This window comes from Pedobacter sp. SAFR-022, from assembly GCF_051965375.1.
Lineage (GTDB): Bacteria > Bacteroidota > Bacteroidia > Sphingobacteriales > Sphingobacteriaceae > Pedobacter.
The window spans coordinates 1,251,813-1,276,171 of record NZ_JBQCME010000001.1 but is presented as its reverse complement, the minus strand read 5'-3'; the positions used below and the strand labels follow the sequence as shown (position 1 = coordinate 1,276,171).

21 protein-coding genes are annotated in these 24,359 nt (G+C 42.8%); 6 read left to right on the top strand and 15 right to left on the bottom strand.

Annotated elements, in window-relative coordinates:
- Nucleotides 1-50: 50 nt before the first annotated feature.
- From ACTHQF_RS05585 to ACTHQF_RS05575, 3 genes are all read right to left on the bottom strand, one after another.
- Nucleotides 51-2,459 carry a hypothetical protein gene (locus tag ACTHQF_RS05585; RefSeq protein WP_440428929.1) on the bottom strand — a complete coding sequence of 803 codons (2,409 nt, stop codon included), beginning with the start codon at nucleotides 2,457-2,459 and terminating at the stop codon, nucleotides 51-53.
- Nucleotides 2,425-3,450, bottom strand: coding sequence for a hypothetical protein (locus ACTHQF_RS05580; protein WP_440428928.1), 1,026 nt, complete (start codon nucleotides 3,448-3,450; stop codon nucleotides 2,425-2,427). Before ACTHQF_RS05580 ends, ACTHQF_RS05585 begins: the two co-directional genes overlap by 35 nt.
- 123 nt (nucleotides 3,451-3,573) lie before the next feature.
- Nucleotides 3,574-4,560, bottom strand: coding sequence for an alpha/beta hydrolase (locus tag ACTHQF_RS05575; RefSeq protein WP_440428927.1), 987 nt, complete (start codon nucleotides 4,558-4,560; stop codon nucleotides 3,574-3,576).
- A gap of 241 nt (nucleotides 4,561-4,801) precedes the next feature.
- Between ACTHQF_RS05575 and ACTHQF_RS05570 the strand changes: the two genes are divergently transcribed.
- Nucleotides 4,802-5,710 (top strand): helix-turn-helix domain-containing protein, encoded by a 909-nt coding sequence (locus ACTHQF_RS05570; RefSeq protein WP_440428926.1) that lies wholly within the window; start codon nucleotides 4,802-4,804, stop codon nucleotides 5,708-5,710.
- On the opposite strand, the gene ACTHQF_RS05565 is transcribed toward ACTHQF_RS05570, so the two are convergent.
- Nucleotides 5,690-6,658 carry a phytanoyl-CoA dioxygenase family protein gene (locus ACTHQF_RS05565; protein WP_440428925.1) on the bottom strand — a complete coding sequence of 323 codons (969 nt, stop codon included), beginning with the start codon at nucleotides 6,656-6,658 and terminating at the stop codon, nucleotides 5,690-5,692. The two genes, ACTHQF_RS05570 and ACTHQF_RS05565, sit on opposite strands and share 21 nt — an antisense overlap.
- A gap of 136 nt (nucleotides 6,659-6,794) precedes the next feature.
- Here ACTHQF_RS05565 and ACTHQF_RS05560 point away from each other — a divergent pair, with 136 nt between their 5' ends.
- Complete coding sequence (locus ACTHQF_RS05560; protein ID WP_440428924.1) at nucleotides 6,795-7,640, top strand: helix-turn-helix domain-containing protein; 846 nt, start codon at nucleotides 6,795-6,797, stop codon at nucleotides 7,638-7,640.
- A 7-nt stretch (nucleotides 7,641-7,647) separates the two neighbouring features.
- Here the strand turns inward: ACTHQF_RS05560 and ACTHQF_RS05555 are convergent, their stop codons facing one another.
- The 4 genes from ACTHQF_RS05555 to ACTHQF_RS05540 form a co-directional block, all read right to left on the bottom strand.
- On the bottom strand, nucleotides 7,648-8,766 hold the full coding sequence (locus ACTHQF_RS05555; protein WP_440428923.1) for an MBL fold metallo-hydrolase: 1,119 nt from the start codon (nucleotides 8,764-8,766) through the stop codon (nucleotides 7,648-7,650).
- Between the two features lie 354 nt (nucleotides 8,767-9,120).
- On the bottom strand, nucleotides 9,121-9,777 hold the full coding sequence (locus ACTHQF_RS05550) for a M16 family metallopeptidase (protein ID WP_440428922.1): 657 nt from the start codon (nucleotides 9,775-9,777) through the stop codon (nucleotides 9,121-9,123).
- 352 nt (nucleotides 9,778-10,129) lie between these two features.
- Complete coding sequence (locus ACTHQF_RS05545; RefSeq protein WP_440428921.1) at nucleotides 10,130-11,989, bottom strand: acyltransferase family protein; 1,860 nt, start codon at nucleotides 11,987-11,989, stop codon at nucleotides 10,130-10,132.
- A gap of 368 nt (nucleotides 11,990-12,357) precedes the next feature.
- Nucleotides 12,358-12,963, bottom strand: coding sequence for an aldo/keto reductase (locus ACTHQF_RS05540; RefSeq protein WP_440428990.1), 606 nt, complete (start codon nucleotides 12,961-12,963; stop codon nucleotides 12,358-12,360).
- Nucleotides 12,964-13,217: 254 nt separating this feature from the next.
- On the opposite strand from ACTHQF_RS05540, the gene ACTHQF_RS05535 reads away from it, so the two are divergent.
- On the top strand, nucleotides 13,218-13,808 hold the full coding sequence (locus ACTHQF_RS05535; RefSeq protein ID WP_440428920.1) for a helix-turn-helix domain-containing protein: 591 nt from the start codon (nucleotides 13,218-13,220) through the stop codon (nucleotides 13,806-13,808).
- Nucleotides 13,809-13,994: 186 nt separating this feature from the next.
- Nucleotides 13,995-14,543 carry a class I SAM-dependent methyltransferase gene (locus tag ACTHQF_RS05530; RefSeq protein WP_440428919.1) on the top strand — a complete coding sequence of 183 codons (549 nt, stop codon included), beginning with the start codon at nucleotides 13,995-13,997 and terminating at the stop codon, nucleotides 14,541-14,543.
- 22 nt (nucleotides 14,544-14,565) lie between these two features.
- Here the strand turns inward: ACTHQF_RS05530 and ACTHQF_RS05525 are convergent, their stop codons facing one another.
- From ACTHQF_RS05525 to ACTHQF_RS05510, 4 genes are all read right to left on the bottom strand, one after another.
- Nucleotides 14,566-15,357 (bottom strand): PhzF family phenazine biosynthesis protein, encoded by a 792-nt coding sequence (locus ACTHQF_RS05525; protein WP_440428918.1) that lies wholly within the window; start codon nucleotides 15,355-15,357, stop codon nucleotides 14,566-14,568.
- 83 nt (nucleotides 15,358-15,440) lie between these two features.
- Nucleotides 15,441-16,970, bottom strand: coding sequence for a TlpA family protein disulfide reductase (locus ACTHQF_RS05520; protein ID WP_440428917.1), 1,530 nt, complete (start codon nucleotides 16,968-16,970; stop codon nucleotides 15,441-15,443).
- Nucleotides 16,971-16,989: 19 nt separating this feature from the next.
- Entirely contained in the window at nucleotides 16,990-17,241 is a 252-nt protein-coding gene (locus tag ACTHQF_RS05515; protein WP_440428916.1) for a hypothetical protein, read from the bottom strand.
- A gap of 377 nt (nucleotides 17,242-17,618) precedes the next feature.
- The gene (locus ACTHQF_RS05510; RefSeq protein ID WP_440428915.1) at nucleotides 17,619-18,206 is read right to left on the bottom strand and encodes a GIN domain-containing protein; all 588 of its coding nucleotides are present in this window, start codon (nucleotides 18,204-18,206) and stop codon (nucleotides 17,619-17,621) included.
- 266 nt (nucleotides 18,207-18,472) lie between these two features.
- Between ACTHQF_RS05510 and ACTHQF_RS05505 the strand changes: the two genes are divergently transcribed.
- Nucleotides 18,473-21,367 carry a DEAD/DEAH box helicase gene (locus ACTHQF_RS05505; protein WP_440428914.1) on the top strand — a complete coding sequence of 965 codons (2,895 nt, stop codon included), beginning with the start codon at nucleotides 18,473-18,475 and terminating at the stop codon, nucleotides 21,365-21,367.
- Here ACTHQF_RS05505 and aat read toward each other — a convergent pair.
- Nucleotides 21,364-22,005 carry a leucyl/phenylalanyl-tRNA--protein transferase gene (gene aat / locus ACTHQF_RS05500; RefSeq protein WP_440428912.1) on the bottom strand — a complete coding sequence of 214 codons (642 nt, stop codon included), beginning with the start codon at nucleotides 22,003-22,005 and terminating at the stop codon, nucleotides 21,364-21,366. The genes ACTHQF_RS05505 and aat overlap by 4 nt on opposite strands.
- Nucleotides 22,006-22,018: 13 nt before the next feature.
- The gene (locus tag ACTHQF_RS05495; protein WP_440428910.1) at nucleotides 22,019-23,032 is read right to left on the bottom strand and encodes an App1 family protein; all 1,014 of its coding nucleotides are present in this window, start codon (nucleotides 23,030-23,032) and stop codon (nucleotides 22,019-22,021) included.
- A 53-nt stretch (nucleotides 23,033-23,085) separates the two neighbouring features.
- On the opposite strand from ACTHQF_RS05495, the gene ACTHQF_RS05490 reads away from it, so the two are divergent.
- Complete coding sequence (locus tag ACTHQF_RS05490; protein ID WP_440428909.1) at nucleotides 23,086-23,961, top strand: diacylglycerol/lipid kinase family protein; 876 nt, start codon at nucleotides 23,086-23,088, stop codon at nucleotides 23,959-23,961.
- Here the strand turns inward: ACTHQF_RS05490 and ACTHQF_RS05485 are convergent.
- Complete coding sequence (locus ACTHQF_RS05485) at nucleotides 23,930-24,352, bottom strand: hypothetical protein (protein ID WP_440428907.1); 423 nt, start codon at nucleotides 24,350-24,352, stop codon at nucleotides 23,930-23,932. The genes ACTHQF_RS05490 and ACTHQF_RS05485 overlap by 32 nt on opposite strands.
- Nucleotides 24,353-24,359: the final 7 nt, after the last annotated feature.

Genomic DNA, 24,359 nt, shown 5'->3' with positions numbered 1-24,359 from the left:
TAAACTATGGCTTTATATGATTGGCTGTCGTTTGTTCGATAATTAGCAGCTTACTTCCTTGTAATAAAATCACTCAGGTAACTGCACTCCCCTGCAGCAATCTTATAGAAAGGTGTTTTGCTGTATTTCGATTTCAACTCTTTGAAATAGGCGTTGCCGTAGTATGCCGCACTAAAATTTTGATAGCGCATGTCATTGATATCCCATTGGGAAAAAGCATTGATCTGTGCATTCACAATGACCTCCTTTTGCTCACATTTTGCGAGCATGAAGGTACATTTTGCCTTAAAATCAGGATCGTTACTTAAGGTTCTTGCTTTCAAGTACCAGCGCTTTGCCGTTTCGGCTATCTTGAAATCCGCATCGTAAGCGTGTTTTAATGGTGCGGTATTATCATAAGATGACCAGTTATAACTGATCAAATACCAGCTGTTGCCAAAATAGCCTGTCTGGTAAACAGCATTTGCCATTTTGTAATAATGCAACGCAGCGTTCTTCTTATCGCTGACCGTTAGATGCTGCAGCCGTAGCATTTCCGCAGCAAAAGTCTTTTTAGTAAAAGCGCCTTTTTCGGAAACATACTTTTTCGGATAGTCGTTTATGGTTTCGGTAAAAGGGTTTGCGTAAAGCTTTGGGTTTGAAGCATCACTGTACCAGTTTTCTGGTGTGAAGAACTTGTAGCCTGCCGGGAGCTTTGCAAACATTTGAATTGCTTTATCATATTGATGCGTTCGCAGATAAGTCGTCCCGAAAAGCTCATAAAAGTCATCATCACTAAACCAGACCAACGATTTCGCCAGATAGTCCGTCATCTCATTTCCAGCTGCTTTGTTTTTATACTTAAGCAAATCCTGCATGCTCTTCGCACTCATATATTGGTGTAGAAAGGCAGTGGCCTGATAACTCCCGGGATCACCTTTACTCATCGCCAGCGCAGCCCGTGCGGTGTCCCCTAACTTTAAATACGCAGGTGCCAGAATCTGCTGATAAAAGTTGCGGGCTGTTCTGCTAAACCGGTTTTCCGCTGTGCCCGAGCGATTTGCAAATTGCCGGGCGGCCTCTACGCTGTTTTCCGCAGAACGCTTTTCCTCCAGCCATTTCAAAGTAGGTAGCAGCGCAATTTCATCAAGTACTTTTCCATTCTTGAGGCTGTTAGCGCTGATTAATAAGGTCGTGATCCGGTATTGATCGCGTAGCTTTTCATTCAGCTGATCTGGTTTTAAAGCCCTTAAATAGTCCATCGCCAATGAATCTTTATGCTCCATCCAGGATAGATAGGCAGCTGTCAGGGTCCCCAGCTCGGGTTGAGGATACTTCCGCTCTGCCGCTAATTTTAAAGCGAAGTTTCTGATCTCATTAAGCTGCTTTAGGTTAGCTGCTTTGACACTATCCTTGTAATTGGTGTTGTCGCTGTCTGCGAAATAGTAATTATAGGAAACCTTGGCAATATCGCTCGTCTCGATCAACGCTTGTTCCAATTTATTTACCTCCCTAACCAATAAAACTCCATTCAAAGCACTTTTTGGCTCATATTGGTACACCTGATGTAAACTCTCCAGGTTGAATTCTGGATTTCCAAAACCATTGATCGCCCAGATATTAGCCTTCTCTTCGGCCGTCGTGGCATACTCTAGTGCAGCCCTCAGCGGAGCACTGTTATAGTAATAGTTTTTATAGGCTTGTATTCTTCTTTCCGGATTGCTGGCGAAAACCTTCGAAAAAAGAAAAGCAGACTGCCCGGTGTTCCCCAGCCTGCGAATCGAACCAGCATAAAGCGCCAGCGCCCATCCTTTTACCGCAGTTTTAGATTTATTGTTCATGATGAACCGCTCATATACCGCTTTGCTGTCTTCGTGCATGCCTGCATAATGGAACATCCTTTCTGCCTGATAGGCATAGCGCAACTTCAGGAACTTATCGCGTGTTGATTTGGTCAACGCTAAGGCCTCCTTCGCTAATACAGACATGCCCAAACTATCTCTCGGTTCCGGATCCCATGGATCAAATGCGACATCAGCATAGGGCTCGCAGCGTTTGGCAAAGCGGAAATATTTTAAAGCTTTTTTGTGTTTCGATAGGCCCTGCACAAAGCTGTTCTTCTGTAAACTGTCAGGCAATGCTGCAATATTTCCATTGTATGTGGCTAGCCTTGAACTTGTCACACTATCCGCCTGATACATGATCTGATATACATCAGTTGCTGCAACATGCAGGTAGTGCCCCCATTCCCTGCTGTTAATCTCCGATTCACTTTCAACATCTTGCTCACTATTCAAATAAGCCATTTGGTTATAAGCGAAAGGCAGGTATTCATCGCCCTGCACGTTATTATGAAAATACGACACATAATAATCATAAGGATCTACTTCTCCACCGCAAGCAATATCGACAGCAATTTCAGCGAAAAAAGTAAATAGGAAAACGCTAAAAATTAGCAATGATTTTTTGATAGTCTTCATCAGTATAATGTTTTAAAAGGTTGGCATCTAAGTGATAAAATGCCAGAGTTCTTTCTTCCGGTTTTAAATTACGTGATAAGAACCGGGCGGATTGTTGTAAATCTGCACTGGAAATTTCCTCCCAACGAACGACATCGCCACGTTTCAACCCGGCAGCAGGATAGTTGATTAGCAAATCGTATAAAATGGAATTGCCCCTTTGCCGGAACAAGTGTTTGTCTTCAATTTGCATTTTGCTGATCCTCTTAGATATACCTGCATATTCGCGGTTTCTAAATACAACAGCCCAGTCAAAAATAGGTAGTGCCACATCCAGTTTTAAAGGATAATTTTGAAGATAATCCTGCAAGTAAAGATCCATTTCATGCTGATCAAGAATGGAGTTCTGCTCGCCGTATTTCCGGAGATTACCCATGTTATAACACATCAGCATAGCCTTTTCTACGGGCGGAATGCCACTTAAGCTAATATTTTTTACCTGATGCAGGCGGAGCGTAACGGAAAGCGATTTGCCATGTAACAGCGGATGTGCCTTTAATTGTTGAAGGAAGTCGAAGTAGCTATCCCGGGTTGTTTTGGTCCAGTCGCAATCAATCTGGAGCTCTTTGAAACTTTGCTTCCCTCCTTGTTTAACTTTAGCCGCTACGAAGGTCGCTATCCTTCCTGCCAGTGCAGCACGCTGTGTAGCATCAAGTTTATGGAAAACCTGATTTACGATAAACACTACTGGTATAACCTCAACGCCATGTGGTAGCGGATCAGAAAATTTGATTGGAGAAACTGGAGTAGCTTGCTGCAAATCCGGATTGTAGTCTACATCCATGATGCGCAGGTAAAGCGACTTCGATTTAAACCGCTCCAGATAACTGCTCTCCACCGCGTTATTCTGATAATTGGTTTTCCAGAAATAAAAAGTTGGATGAACGACCGCCTTCTGTTTGCACCCGAACAGGAAACATACAAAAATTAACAAGCCCCTTATGTTGTGCATATAGATTTTGATCGAATAAAAGTAGGATTAATCCTGCTTAATGCCATCGGAAAACCTGATAAACACCGAAAGCGCCTGATCATGATGCATGACCAGGCGCTTTCTATCGTTAACGAATAGCTTCTATTTTCTTAAGGCATCTTTTAAAACAGCTGCAGCTTGTTTGATCGATGATTGTACTGCTGGTATATGGGCCAGTGGATTCAACATGCCGTAGTCATGAATAAAGCCTTTGAATTCTGCCACCGTGGTAGGTACCCCTGCCTCATCCAGTTTTCTGCCGTAAGCCACACCCTCATCATGCAGGATGTCATTTTCAGCCACGTGTATCAATGCAGGCGGCAGGTCTTTTAACGCTTCCAAACTCGCTTGTGCAGGAGAAGCATATTTGTGCTTTCTGGCTTCTACATCCGGCAGATAGTTATCCCACATCCATTGCATCAGCGGTGTAGTCAGGAATCTTTCCTGTGCAAACTTGGTATAGGATTCACGGCCAAAATCTGAATCTGTTACTGGCCATAACAGGATCTGCTGTTTAATCTTTGGACCGTTTTTATCTTTAGCCATCAGCGCTACCACAGCAGCCATATTGCCGCCAACGCTATTTCCAACTACGGCAAGGTTGCTGCCATCTACGCCGATCTCATCTCCATGCTCGGCCACCCATTTGGTTGCACCATATGCCTGGTTTGTGGGTACGGGAAATTGAGCCTCAGGAGATGGGGTGTAATCTGGGAAAACTGCCACTGCAGCACTGTTTACCACGAGGTCTCTCACCAATCTCTTGTGCGTTGGATAATCGCCAAGCACCCAGCCGCCGCCATGGAAGAACATAAATACCGGAAGTCCGGCTTTTGCACCTTTAGGTTTCACAATGTGAATGTTCAAAGGCTGGCCGTCAACTGTAATGGTTTTTTCTGTTTCTTCAATGTCTGAATAGTCGTAGTTAACGGATGCTTGTGCACCGACCAGCACCTGTCTTGCTTCCGCCGGGCTTAGGGTTTCAAGTGGTTCGCCACCGCCGCTGTTTAAAGCCTTTAAGAAAGCTCTGGTTTCTTTGCCGATGTTTGGGTCTTGTGCTGCTGGTTGTACATTGTTTTGTTGTGCCATGATTGTAGTGTTTAGGGTTAGTAATAAGATACTGGTTATTAGTGGATTTTTAATTTTCATATTGTTTGCTATTTCCTGACTTGTTTTGATATGACAAAGGTATCGCCAGGCAGAAGGCCGGTAAACGTTAAAAAGTCGATAAGAATTGTACTTTTTTCCGCAAACAGCGAATGTTGTCCATTTTCTTAGAATCGCTGGATAGATCTTTATCCTTACTTTTACCGCTGGAAAGCTGATCATTATGAAGTCCGGAAGTTTACTTTTCGAGTCGAATTACAAGAAACTGGGTATGCATGCCTTTGATGAAACCGGTTTGAGTTCCGCAAATGCTGAAAACTTCCGTTCATACATTAAGGTGCTACTGGTACCGAAAGGTTACTGTTTAAGCATAGATTTCAACCAGTATCATACAGAACAATACACCCTGTTTTTCGTCAATTCAAATCAATACCTGCATATTACTACTGGTACAGCCGAAAATGCAAGGATGATCTACTATAACCGGGATTTCTACTGCATTCAGCTACATGATGCGGAATTAGCATGCGATGGACTCTTGTTCAACAACATCTTTGAGATTCCAAAAGTGGCGCTGAGCGAAGCAGGTCTTCAAAATACATTGAACATCTTCAGCACCATTCAGGAAGAGCTGATTTCGAAGGACTACTCATCAGAAGAAATGATCAGAATTCACTTGAAGCAGCTTATTATACAAGCAACAAGGGCATGGAGAAAGCAAAATCTTGAGGGCAGCACGCTTCCTGTACCCGCAGAAGAAGATCTCTTTAGAAACTTCAGTCGTCTGGTCGAAATCCATTTCCGATCCAAACACAGTGTTTCTGAATATGCCGACTTACTTGGTATCGCGCCAAAAAGCCTCGCAACCAGATTGAAAAAGCTGAAACTTGAAAATCCTAATGAAGTTATAAAAGCCAGGATTGTGCTTGAAGCAAAACGCTTAATGATGTATACCGGCAGCAGCATCAAAGAAATCAGCTATCAACTTGGATACGATGATCCAGGCTACTTCAACAGGATTTTTCATCAAAAAGCGGGCTGTACACCCGCAGCATTCAAGAAGAGTCTGAAACAGCATCAAAGTCCCGAAGAGCAAGACTATAGCGGTTTATCACCAATATTCCAGGCCTAGCAACTTCTTTCCTAAGGGCGACAGTTCAGCTACAGGATAGTTTAGTTCCCGACGTGCCGGATCGCCGGGGAATGCATAACCTTCAGGAGCGAGACGTGCTTGCCAGGAATTTATCCGCCATTGACGCATAGCTTCATTATCTTCATCAGCGGGCATCATCGAGATGTATTGTGCAACACGCACTTTATCAACGCTGTTATTGGCTCTGATGCCATGTGGCTGTGTACTGTTGAATATCAGCAGATCGCCAGCTTCTAATTTTACTTTCGTCGGTGTAAAACCGCTGATATCTGGTTTGAAGCGATCGCGATCAGCCGGTTGGCTAAGCTTCCAGGTATCATAAGTCCGGAACAATTCCGGGATACACTGGAACCCACCCATGTGCTCATCCATCTGATCGGCCAGCGCCAACACGCCCTGTACATTTTGTGGTTTGGTTTCCGGATCATAATCCCAGTGAATGAAACCCTTATACTCATGTCCCGGCCGGATCGGAAAGTTAAGGTTAGCCCGGTCTATGGTTACCCAAAGCTTCTCTGTACCCCATATATCTGTAAAAGCATCATGGATGCGTTTATTCTGGCGATTGTCCCACAGCAGCTGATTGTTGTAAACTTCTACCATTCCGGTATTATTCAATTCGGTCATTTGCATTTTCGCTGAGGGTACGCGGTACCAGCTTTCAGGATCATTGGGATCCTTATCCTCATAATGCCATAGAAAGTCAGCCGTCCTTTGCGCCTGTTCCCTGGGAATGGCTTGTTTGATTACCACATAGCCGTTTTCGATCCAGAATTTCCAGTCATCCTCAGATAAAACCTTTAAGGGCCTGCCATTACTCCGGTCATTTAATTTGATCTTACTGCTGGTTGCTGTAGAAGGGTTCCCAGGAATTTCCTTGTGCGCCGTATTCACTCCAGCGCCGGGCATCATTGTTTCTCTTTCCATAATTGGTTAATGTTAGTTGACCATACAAAAATGCTGCAGCGTGCTCCACTTGCTTTTCTCTATAATGGCAAGTTTTTGCTCTGGGTTGACCGTTATTAAAATACTGCTATCTTTAAATGTATTAGAGCAAGCAACCGTGCAAATTCAAAAAGAGCAGGTTATTATAGATCCCGGACAATCCTTTAAGCTTTTTTCACCAAGCTTAAGGGAGTATTTCTATTGGCATTACCATCCAGAGGTCGAGCTTATCTTCATTGAAGGCCTGACCGGTATTCGCCATGTGGGACAGCAGGTATCAAGTTTCATGGACAGTGACCTTGTGCTGATTGGACCCAATATTCCGCACTTGAATTTCGATTACGGCTTAACTTCCGAATATCGGCAAATCGTAGTGCAAATGAAGGAGAGTTTCCCGGGCGATGTGCTTCGTGCTACGGCTGAACTTGCATCTATTGAACAGCTTTTTAAAAGAGCCAGATATGGTATCGTATTTAAAGGTGGTGTTAAAGCCGCAGCCGGGCAGATGTTGAAAGCAATGGAGGCTCTGAACCGCTTTGATCGGCTACTTAAGCTGCTCGAGATATTTCAGCTTTTGGCACTCAGCGATGAATGTGAACTACTAAATGATCAGGATACGAGTATCAGTCTTTATTTAAAAGATAAGGTTCGAATGGGTACAATCTATGGCTATATTCATGGCAATTATCATGAACATGTCGATGTAAACGAGGTTGCAGCGCGTGTTGGTTTAAGCACCTCCGCTTTCTGCCGTTACTTCAAGCGACAAACGAAGATGACCTTCACAGACTTCGTCAATCAGTACAGGATTAATCAGGCGAAAACCATGTTACTTAAGGATGTTACGGTAACAGAAGCATGTTATGATGTCGGATTTCAAAGCCTGTCCTATTTCAATAAGCTCTTTAACAAATTAGAAGGACTAGGGCCGATGGAATTCAAAAAAAGGTTTTCTAAAGATTAATACCGAGTTATTGTTGTGATACCCACCACTTGCCGGTCTTAGTAACACCAGGAATGGTTTTCTGACCCATAAGCGGCGTAATGATCGTTATATTTGACTTTTCAGCAAGGTTCGATACCATTTCTATAGATTCTTTCCATGGATGTAGCGCAAGATCGAACGTTGCCAGGTGAATCGGGAACAGCGATTTGGCTTTAACATCAGATACAACCTGAATTACCTGCTCCGGAAACAGATGTGTATTTGGCCAGCCATTATTCCAAGCATCAATCTCTACAAAAGCGATATCAAAGGGGCCATATTTCTCGCCGATCTGTTTAAAATGTGCACTGTATCCGGTGTCACCGCTCCAAAAGAGCTTCGACTTTTTCCCGCTGATTACGTACGAGGCCCAGAGCGTTTTGTTTCTGTCCTTATTACTCCGGCCCGAATAATGAACACCCGGTGTTGCCGTGATTTTAATACTCTTAAAATCAAAGCTTTGATGCCAGGCAAGTTCAGTGATGCGGTTGGGCGGAACACCCCAGCCTTTTAGCCGGGCGCCAACGCCCAAGGGCACCACAAACCGTGTCTCTGTAGCTGCAAAATGCTTAATCGTGTTCGCTTCCAGGTGATCATAATGATCATGTGTAATCAACAGCACATCGATTGATGGAAGCTCCTTCCGCTCAACTGGAGCAGCCGAAAAACGCTTTGTGATTCCAGGAAGCGGACCTGCATTATCAAGAACAGGATCTATCAGGATCCGGTATCCATCAAGTTCCATCAAGGCTGTAGAATGTCCAAACCAATACATCGCCAGATCCTGGGGTGTTTTAGAGAAATCCGATTGGTTGAGCTTAACCTTGGGCAACTCATTTTGCGGTGCATAGGGTGATTTAGTGAAAAACCTTAGAAAGCCCGGATCGCCTCCTGTAGTTTTATCTTTTGCGGAGATGATGCTTTCAGGACTCACAAACTCATCAAGCGTGGGATCATAGTAGGAAAGTCCTCCAAATTGCTCGATACTTTCTTCATGCGAGTAACGCTCGCCTATTTGTTCATTTACCCGTATGACCGCTGCTATTATTAAAATAAGGAGAATGAGGAAAAAACCTCCGACTAACTTTTTCGTTTTAGAGCTCATCTAAGTTTCATTTAGCTTCAAATATAAGCCTACCCGCAATAGGTTCCCAGGACTTTAATTATCTGATACAAAGTTGATGATAACTAAGCATTGGGACTTACTTAAACCAAGGGATAATTGTGAGTTTCAAAGATGAACAATAAATACCAGAGGCTTATTCAAGGTAAATGTGGTGGGATTTCGCCACTTGTGAAAAGTGTCGGATCAACTTTACTTACGTCCCCATGATACACCCAGGAAGTGTTCCCAACATAAGTCCTAAAAGCTTTAAGTGCTTTAAATGGAGGTATTGGATATTTAGTATGGGGATCAAAACCACTGTCTTTCCAATCACCAAAAATGGATTCCGCCAATTTAAATTTTAAAAGCGTCTTCATGTTTTACGTCGCCACAGATGGTCAGTAAACTATTATTTGGGTAATAATACTTGTCTTTGATGATCATCATTTTCTCCGGAGTCGCAGTATTGATTACCTCGTGATCACCAATCGGATTCTTCCGTGTCAACAAGTCTCCCCAGAGGTATTTTTGGGAGTCAAACCAGAGGATAAATCTAGGATCACTTTCCGCGCGCTGAAATTCTCCGTCCACCACCGGACGTTCCTTTTTCATATCCTCTTCCCGGTAGATCGGGAAACGAATTGCGGAATTCATAAATTTAAGCCCTGCGTCCAAACTGTCCTTGTCGAACGTGAAAAAATAGTTTACCCGCTCTATATCCGTTGTGCCATTCCATACCGCGCCTAACTCCTGCGTACGTTTAAGAAACTTTTCCTGGTTTGGATAGTCTTTATTTGCTTTGAAGAACATGTGTTCGAACAGATGAGAAAGCCCGCTAAATTCCGGACCTTCTGTGTAAGCACCATTTTTAACGGCTATTTCGATGGTTGCCAAGGGAACTTTACTATTCTCAATAACCACGACCTCCAGCCCATTTAAAAGTTTTTTTGTGAAAGTATCCCTCAGGGAGCCTGGGCTGGGCGAATGCCCTAGCAGGGACCAGTAATCCAAGCATTATTAGGCCGCATAAAGCAACGGAAATACAATGTTTCATATCTGATTTATTTTTGAAGTGTTACGTCAAAAAATCGCCTGGATTTGGAAATCCAGCATGGGATGATATAAACAGCTTATAAGAACTTATCTAATCAATTTAAGAAAAATTACTCTTGTAACAACTAAATACAAAATTAATTTACTGAAAATCAGCGGATACCAAGGCTTCGACGTACGTCGTCGATTTGCAAGATCTAGCCCTCTGGGGGCTGATAATTTCACAGGTAACGCATAGCTCTCCCCTATCCGGGTTGCATCTTTTGACTGTTACTACATCGTTGACAGCAAAGACCAGGTACGAAGGCGATTAGTTATCTAATATGGAAGAAAAAGCTTGATTTTTGAAAATATGGTTGGTTACAAACTCAGCACCATATCTTGTATAATGATTATGATCGTACATATAAGGAACATTGTCCTTATTTAGTTTGTCGGTATTCACTTCGAAAATATCAATATAATAGGACCCTAAGGATTTTTTTAGTACCTGATTTACTTTGTGGGACTCCTGATCAATAAATTTCTTATCAAAAGATGTTTTATATTCAATTTCCCTTGCTGCAATTGAAGCATAGGAGGTGATATATGTCTCGCTTTGCCCCAGTATGAGTACAGGTATATTGAAGCTTTCAACATATTTTATGGTCGTCATAATGTTTGGAACTAGTTCTTCCTTACGGTCAGCATTAATCCAATTAGCACTAATGATGACTGCGTCAATTTTATTCTTGTTCTTAGGTATAAAATCAGCGTACATATAATCGACGGCTTCACTACAACCTTGATTACCATTCTTGTTCAAAATAGGCATACATCCTACAAATGAAGCTTGAATTAAGTTAGTGGAATCCCGTAGAAACCGCTCTCTAAATGATTGCGATACATGGGCTGAGTGACTATCACCTATGAGTATCACATTCCTCATGCCATCCACGAGTCCAAAACACAACTTGCTATCAAAGTCAGGTTTCTCACCCATTTCAAAGTTTACTGCACATTCTCTGGTCAACAGCTTATCTACTTCAACTTTATGACTTTCTTTATAGTTGGCGACACGTAAAGTTTCTTTTTCAAATAGCCTATCATTAAAGTCCAACTTGTTGACGATAATAAGGACAGCTGCTGCCCCGAGGGTTGGTATTATAATCTTGAAAACATTAGAAAAATCATATTTCTCAATCAGATTATAGGAGGCGTACCCAAGTGCAATTGATCCTAATATTAATATTAGCTGAGCATATTCGATAGAATAAAGCGCAAAATAACCTGCAAACACATATAAAGGCCAGTGCCATAAATATATGGAGTAGGATGTTTTTCCTATAAATTGGACAAATCCAGATTTTAAAACCGAGAATGAGTTCTGGTTACACAGAATTATAGCGAAAGTGGCAATAGTTGGAATTAATGTATACCAGCCCGGCCATTGCATGTCCTCTCTTAAAATAACTATACTCAAAATAAGGGTAAGATACCCGATTATAGCGATAGTAGATTTAAACCTGAATTTTATTTTATCCTCGCAAAGAAAAGCAATACCGCCAAGCAACATCTCCCATGCTCTTGTATGTAAAAAATAAAAAGATATTGAAGGGTCTTGATCACTGAGATATACAGAATACGCGAATGATAAAACTGAAGCAGAAACAAATAAAAGCAAAAACTTATTTCTGTCATTTCTAAAGTACCTGTTTATTAAAACTAGTGCTATAGGCAAAATCAAATAAAACTGCCATTCTACAGATAATGACCACGTATGGAGAAACATGTTATTATCGGAGGATAGCGCGAAATAATCAACTTTAGAATAAATGATGTTAGATATGAACACGAGACTTGATAGCGCATTTTTTGACAAATCCCTATAGTCAACAGGTAAAAATAAAAAGAAGGTCACAAAGGTCACGATTGTCACTAATGCCAACAGTGCAGGTATAATTCTTAATGCTCTACGTTTGTAAAAGTCAAGAATGCTGAAGCTGTTTTTTGACATTCCATTCAATACTATTCTTGACATTAGATATCCAGAAATCACGAAAAAGATGTCTACTCCTGCAAAGCCACCGTTTGTATAAGGCACCTTGAAATGGAATAACAGAACTCCAAGCACAGCTATTGCCCGGAGTGCATTTATATCGTAACGGAATGCTTTAGTAATTTGCGACATTTAGTTTCAACTTAGATTGGTACCAAATATATAGCATTCAATGGAAACCGTAAATAAATTTGCGTGGAAGTTGTGGAGTGTAAAATTATTTTCTAAACCTATTTTCTCTAATTTTCACATTTTTAATCAATATACCTGATTGGTGTGACAACAGTTTACAAAGCAAAATATTTAGGTTGGACCAATCTACTGGAAATGACCCAAGAGATCCAGAAGGCTTTATCTTGGCTAATCTCTGCTATAAACTTGCTAAATAGTGGAAGTCTAAAAATGCGGTGTTAAGGGAGCCTCTTAGAAATGAGAGGCTTTTTGCATTGCTGCCGATGAAAAAGATTGCCTGCATTTCGCAATTATGTCCGGAAATGGATTCATTGACAATCGGCAGGTGTTAACGTAAAGTCAGTAGCTCTGAAATCTTCCTCCAGATGGGAGAGTTTAGTTGTGCCGGGAAGTGGCACGATAAAAGGGTATTTCGAAAGCATCCAACTCAGGCATATTTGCGACGAGGTCATTCCCCTGGTTTTCCCAAATTCGTTCAATACTTCTACAATACGGAGATTCTGCCTTATTGCCCCAGCCTGAAACCTCGGCCAAGCTCCACGAATGTCATTTGTATTCAGATCAGAATATTCGGTCAATGTGCCGCCAAGCAAACCACGACACAGCGGGCTGTAAGCTACAAAGCCAATTTCCAGCTCCTGCAATGTTGAAAAAATGAACTCTTCGGGCAGTCTGGTCATAAAGGAATATTCACTTTGCACCGCCGTTATGGGACAAACTGCATGAGCTCTTCGAATGGTTTCTGCTTTAGCTGCACTAAGACCAAAATGCAACACTTTTCCTTCTTTGATTAAATCTCTTACAGTGCCTGCCACATCTTCAATTGGCACATTTTTATCTACACGATGCTGATACAAAAGATCAATTCGATCAGATTTTAGACGCTTGAGCGATTGCTCTACAACTTTTCGGATGTTTTCTAGTTTGCTGTTCAGTCCATTCTATGGCAGCAAATCAAAAAGTTATACTCTGCAAAGCGGTGTCGGCAACTGAATTTCCAAAGGATTTTAATATCCGGTTTCATACACATATCTATTGTCAAGGTGGGAGCTTGAAATTTGTATTTAACGGCCAGCGATATCAAAGTAAAAAAGGTGAGTTCATCTTTTGGTTAGCAGGCGCTAATATTTCGAATTTATCCTTGTCAGGAAATTTTAAGGCTACAATTTTGTTTGTCAACAGCGATCTACTTACCGCAAGTCTGCCGAATGCCACAGTGAGCATAGACAGCATTATACATTCCAAGGAATATCCCATTTTGCATCCGGATAAAAATGATAAAGTGAAAATCCTGAAAAATTTTCAGTTGCTGTACGATATCTCGCAGGAAACCGACTATCGGTTCTATGAGGAAGCACTTAAACTTCAAATGCAAATCTTCTTATTGGAGATGTGGCACATTTTTGAAGATGAGCTCGACAGAAAAAAACGCAGTCTGCAAAGCGGGTCCTTGTACGAACAGTTCGTGCAGTTGGTACAGGAACATTGTATGAGAGACCGTGAGGTACGGTTTTATAGCGATAAGTTGAGCATCACACCAAAATATCTCAATTTTATTTGCAAGGCTAATACACGGATTACCGCCTCAGAATGGATACAGCGTAATGCAAAAGAGCGGATCATTATCCTGTTGCAAAACAAGAACCTTAACATTTCCGAAATAGCCGATGCAATGGATTTTTCAAGCCGTTCGTTCTTTACCCGCTATGTTAAAAAATTGCTCGGGGTAACGCCAAAGGAATACCGGGAGCGAATTTGATACAACAATAAGCGTTGGTGCTTTGGAGGGTTGTAAATCGAGAAATACTATTAGTCCATATCGAACTTTTGGTAAATTATAGTATTTCGACCGCTCCGCTTCTTCTCTTTTAGCTATAGATCTAAATAGTCAAGGTACGCAGAACTAAAACTTCTGTCACAGAAAAGGCCCGTTTTAAACCCTTACGTGCAAACAATAAAAAATGTCTTCCCAAGTTTTGAATATATATGGCTTGTCTGTTCGCATATGGAAGGTGAGAGGAAGAATGTTTTTAAAGTTTACGACAAGATTGCCAGCTGGTTTTCTAACAATAGGGATGTTGGACTAATTGAAAGGAAATACCTAGACAATTTAATAGGGTTTCTCCCTGATGAGGGTAGTGTTTTAGATCTGGGCTGCGGTACAGGCAAGCCAATCCTGGAATACCTTCTTAGCAAAAACCTCAATGTCACCGGAGTCGATGCAAGCGGTGAAATGCTTAAAATTGCTAATTCCAACTTCCCTCAAGTCGAGTTTATTCTACAGGATATGCGCCTTATTAATCTAAATAGAAGGTTCAATGCGATAAATGCTTGGCATAGCTTTTTCCATTTGGCGACTACTGAACAACCAGCGATGTTTAAAATTTTTGAAGAACACCTTCGTCGTGACGGGATTTTGCTTTTTACTTCTGGGCATAAGAATGGAGAAGCATGGGGGATGAACGTTTCTCAGCCAAGGACCATCACACCTTAACTTAGCCTAAGAATAAACATATTTATTTTTCTATCCAGATAGCCCCAATGCTGTAAGTTCTAGCTTGACCACTAATCAGCACGCGATCACCCTTCGCTTCACAAACCAACTGCCCAAGCCGTTCAGAAACTTGTAAAGCATTCAGCTTGGATTTATCTAAACGTTCTGCCCAGAAAGGAATCAGCGAACAATGGGCCGAACCTGTTACTGGATCTTCCAGAATTGATGCCTGAGGAGTGAAAAACCTCGAAACGAAATCACAGTGCTCACCAGGTGCAGTTACGACCACACCTCCCGGATCAAGATTGATCTGGTCAAACAGCATCCGGTCAATCTTAATATCCCTGATCTCTGATTCGGCCTCATACACCAGAATGAAATCTCTGGATTTTAATACCTCCTTCGGTTTAATGTTTAAGGATTTCATGATGCTTTCTGGCAAGCTAGCCGGTACGGGCATTCTTGAAGGGAAATCCATCGTATAGCAATCATCTTCAATCCTGACTTTCAGATCTCCACTCAGGGTCTCGAACGTCAGCTCCTCAGCCTTATGGTCCAAGATAGTTTTTAAACAATGTGCAGTTGCAAGGGTAGCGTGTCCGCATAGATCCATTTCAATTTCCGGGGTAAACCAGCGTAGATGGATTTTATCACCCAGTTCTACAAAAAAGGCGGTTTCCGCTACTGCATTTTCTTTGGCGATCTTCAGCAGAAGATCGTCAGAAAGCCATGCTTCCAAAGGAACAACACAGGCCGGATTACCGCCAAATATGCGGTCTGTAAAAGCATCAACTTGGTATAGCGCTAACTTCATTCGTGCAAAGTTATTTATATATGCATTTATTGTACCTTTTAGATGCAATATAAAAGGCAGGTAGCAAATCGAGATTAATCTAGTTACTTTGATTTAGATGCTTCATCAATCATCCCCGCCATCGTACCGCTCCCTGGAAAGCCTGTAAACTTCTGTGCGAGCGAACCTGCGCTATCATAGATGACATAGGACGGAATCGCCTCGAAGCCAAAATGATCCATCAAGTATTCCCATTGCGCATCGGTCAGGTAATATTGCTCACCCCCTATCCCCTTTATTTTTTCTTCCCATAGTTTCCGAGGAGATGATCTATTGCTGAGATACACAAATGCAACATTCTTATCCTGGAAACTGGTCTTTGCAGTTCTGAATTGCTGCATGGCATCCAGGCAGGGTGCGCACCATGTTGCCCAAAGGTCTACCAGAACAACCTTGTTCTTATGCTTGGCTACGATCGTCTCCAACACCTTTTCCGCTGGAACAGACGATATATCATGAACAATGGTCGGTGTTTTAAATTTATCTAATTCCTCAACCTGCAGGTTTTTCCGAAGCAGGATTTTTGCAATCTCTCCATTCTTCCAGTACCTGGCAATGTGCTCCTTTTGTTTCTTGCTAAGTGGTCGTACTTCTTCATTAAGCTGCCTTGCATACGCATTAGCTGCTAAAATATCGTAATATGGACCGTCCTTAAACCCAAGCAAATCTCCCAGAATATGCTTTGTATCTGCGATCCAGGATGCAATATCGCTTTCCTCAATTAATGGCAGTCCGATGGTTTCATTCTGAAGAATCTTCATCTGAAACTCCACCAGTGAAAAACATTGCAGGTATTCCAGATCATTCAACTTCATGTCTTTTAAAAAGCGATAATAAGTTCTGTCGATCTTCTGAATATCGGGCTGACCGCTTTCATCATTATTGATGTTCCGATAATTAAGCTTCATCTCACTTTCGTAATCAAAAACATGTCCACTATACATGAACAAACCGAAGTCCTTCGCCAAAATGCTTTTTAGCTCATTTGACAACAAGCTATCTTTCCTGACAATCTCTAGTCGCTCCCCTAAGACCATTTTAACATAGTTGAAAAAGTAATCCGTGCTTTTTTCATATAGCGGTTGCGCTGCCCGCTTCGGCCGGTACGCGATCATTTTATTGACCACATCAAAGCCTTGGGTGAGATCATAGTGATTTCTATACGGATGAATCCCAACACTCTTAAGATCGCCGTTCGATTCATAGGCAATATCAATATTGGTAAGGCCAGCATGGCCTACTTTAACTAGAAAAGCCTTTTCCGGATTCAGACTTGTGTTTAAGCCAATCATGGCGCTATCTGTTTCAATATCAACATCAATTGAAAACTTCCCCGACTGATCAACGATAGCTTTATAGCGAACATATTCTCCTGAAATCGGATGTGGAACGGTAATATTTACCGAGGTTTCATCCGCGTTGGAGCCCTCCCGCCGGATTATGGTTCCCGTAATCTTAGTTGTGCCTGCTTTTATCCCCGGCGGATCTACCATCACAGCTGCAGGGGCAGCCTTTGATGAGAAGAAAAGAAAACTGAACAGGGCGAGAACATTTAGCTTTAGTAGTTGCGTCATATTTGGGGGTTCGGGTATGTTACTTCAATTGGCGACTTTTCAAAACGGCTTCCAATTCCTCCTTATCGTATTTTGAACCATTTATAAGTTTGTAAGCAAAGAATAACGGAATCAAGGTGACGAGTCCTAAGGTATTTTTCATCCAACTGAAGACTATAATACCAAACAAGAAACCGATGAATACAGCATTGAGTATTGCAGTAGATTTCATCTTCTTTTCTAGCTGTAATAATTCTTCATCTGTTAATGTTGACAAGTCTTTTTGAATCATCTTCTTCCTGATTAATAAGGCTTAAACCATTTAAAATCATGAATTCTTAAGATATGAAAAAAATTTAAATAGAAGGCATTAAGCATAGATTGCGGCAAGAAAACCGAAGGCTGTCTTTATAGCAGCACCAGCATACAAGTAAAACCAAATAGAATGCAAAGCTGAAACACATCAAACCCAGATCGAACGCACAGTTTGTGTGCGCTTGTTCTGGGTCTGATGTGCGTTTGATGTGGGTCAGACCTGCGTTTGCTCCAAAGCTGTCTTATCCGTGTCTTACCCTATTATGGCTATACCTGTTTAGCTGTTAATACTAAACTAATTATACACCCACATCCGTAATTTCGAAAATAACTATACAATCCTGTAACTGGAGATTAACGACGAGCCAGCGTTGCAGTTGGGCGGCTCGCAATAATGGTTTCATTTGCTGCAAACTGATCCATGGTGAGGTTTCCAAGATCACACATCTCAATCGCGTGCTGATCGGTTTTACCTGAAATTTTAAGTGCTGATGCGCCTTTTACCGAGGTAAATAAAGACACCGTTTTAGCTTTAATATCCGCTGTTGCCTCGTCTTTTAACTTCACATTGAGGTTTAATAATTGGAAACAACCTTCAGTTCTAACCTTCGATTGGTTGTTCGCTTCAATTGCAGTCAGTTCTCTTACATAAACCACAATAGATAAAGGCCGGTCAGCGAAAGAGCTGATGCGCAACGTACCCCCTTGCTGTTGCACCAAAGCGTTTTTGGAGTAGTACTTATCATATACTTTCACGCTTTCCTTGCTATCCTGAACCAGCAGCAGGTTTACGTTTCCACTAACAACGATCTTCTTAATTTCCTTAACTGAACTTAAGGTGGTAATGTAGTGGCTAGGCGCTCCTGCTTTTACTGCGGCAGTGTTGGCGATTAATATTATTCCGGTGAATAGAGCGAACAAGGTTTTTACTGAAGTTTTCATGATTTTTATTCCTTAATGTTTGTAAATCAATTATTTATATCTTTTTATTTGTTTGGTAATAAGATGCCTCGACAAAAAAAACGTTTCAGCCTGCTTTGTCTAATTAGACCATGTCAGCCTGTATTTCGACGAAAGGCATATATATTTCGACCAACAGGTAAAAAAATTTTCAATTCCGTGATTTGATGTTTGATACAAAGTGAAAATCCTGTATGTTTAAAACTTTTATACGCGCACTCCCTTAGTTTTAAATTTATTTTCATCCCATGTTACGTGTAGATAGTTCCAAGCCATTCAAATTAGTGTACGCCTTGTGTAAACATGATTTTTTGGGCTATCTTGTTGAACCACACGTCGTTCAACTTAATCCGCAGGGCGATTTTTCCTTAACTTACCAGCGGATATTCAGTCATACTGCCGCAGAGTTTGAAAAACACCTCTCGGAAGCGGATATGAAAATCATTAAAACACTCGATGACATCGAGCAGGATTCCATCATTAAGAAATACTATAAAAAGCAGATCCGCCCTTTTGAATTCTTCAGTAAGGTATTCGACGATAAGTTCTACGATCATGTGCGCCCAAGGGTGGAAAGAAAGCTGGCAGACATCCTGAAAAATCCGGTGGTTGCAAAATCACTTTACCTGATGTCTAAAGATGGCTGGCCGGTTGGTTCAAGGCTACAAATTGCCGCTGAGCCCGCTACAATCCTGTTTCACTTCAGAAGAAATCCTCAGGAAACCCGCTACTTCCCTACGATTAAATACGCCGGTATGCGCATCGACTTTATGTTCAAAGATGCGCAGCTGATCAGCAATCAACCCGCATGGCTGCTCTTAGACCAGACCTTGTATTTCTTTGAGCCGGGTATGGAGGGTAAAAAGCTGCAGCCCTTTCTCAATAAACGCTACATCACCATTCCCAAAGCAACCGAAGAAACCTACTTTGAGAAATTTGTAGCACCGCTGATCGAAAAGTACCACGTATATGCAGAAGGTTTTGACATCAGAACGGAGAAAAATGATCCGGTACCGATCTTGAATGTTTCCTTCGTGGAAGACGGTATCTCGCAACTTCAGCTCTGCTTCCGCTATGGCAGCTACACCTTTGCCATGGGCGATGAACAAAAGGTAACGGTAAGGGTTTCAAAGGAAGCTGATGAATATATATTTAACCGCATCAAAAGACAAAGCGACTGGGAAAAGGGTAAATATGCAGAGCTGCTGAAAATGGGGCTCCGGAAAACAGGACCCGTATTTTATACCCTGGAACTGAACAATAAGGAGGATGCTGACCCTGCCTATGGCGTGCTCAACTGGACCAACGAACACATCAAGGAGCTGCAGGAACGTGGATTTGAAATCCAGCAATCTGCCGGGCCGAAGAAATTTCTTTTTGCCAGCAACCACATTGACTTCGAGATCAAAGAGGAAAACGACTGGTTTGACATCAATGCCATCGTTTACTTTGGATCTTTTGCCATACCATTCATTGCTTTAAAACAATATATTCTTCGCAAAAAAAGAGAGTTCCCACTACCCGATGGATCCATCGCGATCATCCCAGATAAATGGTTCTCGCAATATGGAAGTCTCTTTAACTTCTCTGATTCCAGCAAGGCGCTGAAGCTGCATAAACATCATGTCGGACTGATCAATGATCTGTCTGAAGACAGCATTGTACATGTAACGCTTAACCGAAAGCTGCAAAAGCTGAATGATTTTGAAAACATCGAAGAGACGGATATGCCCGTACACTTTAAAGGTCATTTGCGCAGCTATCAGAAAGCGGGTTATAACTGGTTCAGTTTTCTTCGGGAATACCACTTTGGTGGCTGCCTAGCCGATGATATGGGTCTTGGTAAAACCATCCAGACGCTGGCAATGCTGCAGAAAATCAAGGAAGAGGACCAGCAAAACAGTACCAAAAGTACCTCACTGATCATCATGCCAACTTCACTGATCTACAACTGGCTCAATGAAGCGAAGAAATTTACGCCGCAGCTGAAGATCTTTGCACATACCGGTGGCGCCCGAAATAAGGATGTCTCGCATTTTATTGATTACGACATCATCATCACGACATACGGCATCACCAGGATCGATGCGGAACTGCTGCAGCATTTCTACTTCAACTACATCTTCCTGGATGAGAGTCAGAACATCAAAAATCCGGCTTCAAAGTCCTTCAAAGCAGTGCGCTCCCTGAAGTCCAGGCATAAACTGATCCTGAGCGGTACGCCGGTGGAGAACTCCGTGGGCGACTTATGGACGCAGCTAACCTTCCTGAACCCAGGTTTATTGGGAACGCAGTCTTTTTTCAATGAAGAGTATGTGCAGGCCATCGAAAAGAAGAAGGATGAGGAAAAAGCAAGGAAGCTGCAGGCCATCATTAAACCTTTCGTGTTACGTAGGACCAAAGAGCAGGTTGCAGAGGAGCTTCCACCGAAGACCGAGCAGGTGTTCTATTGCGACATGAGCGAGGATCAGGCGGCCTATTATGAGAAGACCAAATCGGCTTACCGGAACGACCTGCTGAGCAGCATGGACGATGGCAGCTATAAGGAGAAACAGGTGCAACTGCTGCAGGGACTAACCCTGTTGCGGCAATTGGCAAACCATCCCTTTATGATCGATGAAAATTACCATTCAGATTCCGGGAAGTTTAAAAATGTGCTTCATGCTTTGGACAACGTGCTTAAAGGTGGACACAAGGTGCTGATCTTTTCCCAGTTTGTAAAACACCTGAACTTGTTTAAAGCGGAGTTTGAGGAGAAGCAAATTCGTTATGCTTACCTGGATGGCTCTACAAAGAACCGCGGAGAAACCGTGGCGGACTTTCAGAATGACCCGGATCTGAAAGTGTTCCTGATCTCGATCAAGGCTGGTGGTGTTGGTTTAAACCTCACCCAGGCGGATTACGTATTCATTCTGGACCCTTGGTGGAACCCTGCCGTTGAGCAACAGGCCATTGACCGTAGCCACAGGATTGGCCAGGAGAAAAAGGTGTTTATCTATAAGTTCATCGCCAAAGACACGGTAGAGGAAAAGATCCTTGCCCTGCAGAACCGCAAAAAGCGACTTGCAAGTTCATTGATCACCACAGAGGAGAGTTTCTTCAAATCTTTAACGAAAGCAGATATCCAGGAAATTCTGAATTAAGGCTGCTTCAAGATGCTGAGGTAATCTTTGCAGGGAATAAGTTCTGCACCAAGGCTCATCAGGTGCGGATTAGGCAACTGACAATCGATCAAATCAAACTTTCCGCTTTGGCATAGGGAGATCAAGGCAGCTTTAGAACCATTGCTCATCAGACTGAACATGCTTTCACCACAGAAAACCTTGTTCGTCACCACGCCATAAAGCCCGCCCAGCAGCTTGCCCTCATGCCAGACTTCAACACTGTGGGCCCTTCCTAAGTTATGGAGCTTGATGTAAGCCTGCTGCATGTCATCTGTGATCCAGGTACCATCCTGCCCTTGCTTGGTACGATCCACCTCCGCGCAGCATCTGATCACCTGCTCGAAGGCCTGATCCCAGGTGATCTGGAAAATACCGCTATGCAGCACCTTGCGCATGGACTTGCTTACTTTAACCTTCTCCGGAAATATGACGCAACGCTCATGTGGTGCAAACCATAAGATCGGGTCACCTTCACTGAACCAGGGGAAAATGCCACTGGCATACGCATTCTTAAGCCGCTCAGGACTCAGGTCACCGCCAATAGCGAGCAATCCGTCAGGATCTGCCAATGCAGGATCAGGGAAGGCCAGGTAAACTTCGTCAAGTCCAAAAACCATACTGCAATTATAATTATTTTAATATCGTTTCAATGCCTTCGATGTGCGCCAGTGGTGCGATCAGTCCGACAGCACGTGAGTGTGTCATGGCCTCCGAACTGCTGTTGAATACACAAATCTTGATCCCTTTTTCTTTTGCGGGTGCCAGCGTATCTATGGTTGTTCGCTCATTCTGTGGCACAATGTTGCGAATGTATATGGCTTCTACCTTCTCCGGATACTTCTCTGCAATGCTCGCATAGATGAAAGGATCACGCTGGGAGTTGTCGCCGAAAAACACAAATCGCTGGTTGGGAAAGGCGGCGATGATGCGCATCACCCGGATCAGCTTCCCCTCGTGCCCGGTTTTGCCCGACTTCAGAAAGTTCGTCCACATCTTGATCTGGTTAAGCAAAAACACCCCTTCGGGTAGCTTATTGAAGCGGAAAGTTTCGACCAGGTAATCGTAGAGATTCCATTCAGAACTGGAAACATAGAAAAAAGGATTGGGCTGATCGGCCGTGGTATGTGACAGCGCCAGCAAGCTGTAATGCAGCTGCACATCGGTAAAGGTTTTCCTTGTCCTGGGATTTTTGATGAACAGCTCCCGCAGGCGACGGTAAATGGTTGCGGAGTGTGACACCATGATCGTATCATCAATGTCGGAGATGAAGGCATACTGGGTAATGTGCGGCACAAAGATGGTGCTGCTGCATTCCGCCAGTACCTGATCCTGTTCGTCGAGGGCTTCCACCTTTACCTTGTGCCAGCCCGGAGCAACTTCCGCGGCTGCTTTCCATTCGAACTTAAAAAAGCCATCGTATTCGGAAGTCTGGTACACTACCTGATCATAAAAGGTCAGCCGCAGGCGCAACGATGGAAAAGGTTTAAGAATAAAGAGCTTCAGTAAATACAGGATATTGGTGAAGAGGTTATCACTGTATTGCTGAACCGTTCTGGCTTTATACTTGAAGGCATTCCCATAGATGACCAGGTTGTGGGTATGGCCGTAACCATGGTAGACTTTAATGCTGACAGAATTGTTCATTGAATTTAAAACATCAGGATCATCAATGTTGTTTTTAGATTAAAATACACTTCATGAACCCTAAGCCTGCTGGTTTAAAATTTCTGTTTATCGTTAACCCGGGTTCCGGTAATGGCGAAACAGACTATAAAGTTGCGATTCAACATTTCTTCTCCGAGCTGCAACATGATTTTGAAATCTATGAACTGCCGAAAGATTGCTCCAACCAGCAGATTAAAGCACGCATTGAGGAAGCTAAAACAGACCGCGTTATTGCTGTGGGTGGCGATGGTACCTTAAAGCTTGTGGCCCAATGCCTCTTAAATTCAGAGATGCCTATCGGTATCATTCCCGCGGGTTCTGCAAATGGTATGGCTAAAGAACTGGGTATTTCCGTGGAGGTTGATGAAGCCTTGGAAACGGCGGTAAATGGCAGCCCCAAACGCATCCATGCGGTAATGGTTAATGATGAACTTTGCATTCACCTGTCGGACATCGGCTTCAATGCCTACATCATCAAGAAGTTTGACGACCTGCCGCAGCGTGGCATGAAAGGTTACGCCAGAGCGGCCTGGCATGCCTTATGGAACCACCATAAAATGGAAGTGACGATAAAGATCGATGGTGAAGAGATACGCTCTGAAGCGTCGATGGTTGTAATCGCGAATGCTACGATGTACGGTACCGGCGTAAAGATTAATCCTGAAGGCAGCCTGGAAGACGATGTTTTTGAAGTGATCCTGGTGAAGAACTACAACATTCTGGAGATCCTGAAGATCCGTTTCACTAACCTGCCATTTAACCCGAACTCTATTGAAACCTTTAAAACCGATAAGCTGGTGATCAAGTCTAAACACCGAACACATTTCCAGGTGGATGGCGAATATCAGGGCAAGGTAAACACGATATCAGCGCATATTATAACTGACGCAATCCGGGTAATTGTCTGACTTTAACGAATTTCTTATACGCGAGTATGGTGTAGTACAGCCGGAAAAACTCAGCGACAATACAGATCCGGAACAGCCAGGTAAAGGCGTTATCACTCATGGGTACCAGTTCTGGCAACATGGTGATGAAACCAATGGAAAGCACCATCAGGAATAGGCGGAAAGGAAATTGGATGTAATAGATGATCATGCCGTAGCGCTTGAAACGGAACTGCCCGTAGGCGGTATAAAACAGCGAAATGTAGATCAGCAGGGTTAAACCTGCTTTTATCAATGAAAATGCATCTGGTTTTATTTTGCCAAGGTGGGTTAACAGGAACCACACCTGGGAAAACATAAATAGGATACTGATGAGGTCTAAAAAAGCAAATAGTTTGAAGATCCGACGCATCGCCTGG

Coding starts and splice junctions, on each gene's coding strand:
- ACTHQF_RS05585 (WP_440428929.1), bottom strand. CDS start 2,459: ATGAAGACTATCAAAAAATCATTGCTAATTTTTAGCGTTTTCCTATTT.
- ACTHQF_RS05580 (WP_440428928.1), bottom strand. CDS start 3,450: ATGCACAACATAAGGGGCTTGTTAATTTTTGTATGTTTCCTGTTCGGG.
- ACTHQF_RS05525 (WP_440428918.1), bottom strand. CDS start 15,357: ATGAAGTTAGCGCTATACCAAGTTGATGCTTTTACAGACCGCATATTT.
- ACTHQF_RS05485 (WP_440428907.1), bottom strand. CDS start 24,352: ATGCGTCGGATCTTCAAACTATTTGCTTTTTTAGACCTCATCAGTATC.
- ACTHQF_RS05565 (WP_440428925.1), bottom strand. CDS start 6,658: ATGGAAAGAGAAACAATGATGCCCGGCGCTGGAGTGAATACGGCGCAC.
- aat (WP_440428912.1), bottom strand. CDS start 22,005: ATGGTTTTTGGACTTGACGAAGTTTACCTGGCCTTCCCTGATCCTGCA.
- ACTHQF_RS05575 (WP_440428927.1), bottom strand. CDS start 4,560: ATGGCACAACAAAACAATGTACAACCAGCAGCACAAGACCCAAACATC.
- ACTHQF_RS05545 (WP_440428921.1), bottom strand. CDS start 11,989: ATGTCGCAAATTACTAAAGCATTCCGTTACGATATAAATGCACTCCGG.
- ACTHQF_RS05555 (WP_440428923.1), bottom strand. CDS start 8,766: ATGAGCTCTAAAACGAAAAAGTTAGTCGGAGGTTTTTTCCTCATTCTC.
- ACTHQF_RS05520 (WP_440428917.1), bottom strand. CDS start 16,970: ATGACGCAACTACTAAAGCTAAATGTTCTCGCCCTGTTCAGTTTTCTT.
- ACTHQF_RS05495 (WP_440428910.1), bottom strand. CDS start 23,032: ATGAACAATTCTGTCAGCATTAAAGTCTACCATGGTTACGGCCATACC.
- ACTHQF_RS05510 (WP_440428915.1), bottom strand. CDS start 18,206: ATGAAAACTTCAGTAAAAACCTTGTTCGCTCTATTCACCGGAATAATA.
- ACTHQF_RS05490 (WP_440428909.1), top strand. CDS start 23,086: ATGAACCCTAAGCCTGCTGGTTTAAAATTTCTGTTTATCGTTAACCCG.
- ACTHQF_RS05505 (WP_440428914.1), top strand. CDS start 18,473: ATGTTACGTGTAGATAGTTCCAAGCCATTCAAATTAGTGTACGCCTTG.
- ACTHQF_RS05570 (WP_440428926.1), top strand. CDS start 4,802: ATGAAGTCCGGAAGTTTACTTTTCGAGTCGAATTACAAGAAACTGGGT.
- ACTHQF_RS05515 (WP_440428916.1), bottom strand. CDS start 17,241: ATGATTCAAAAAGACTTGTCAACATTAACAGATGAAGAATTATTACAG.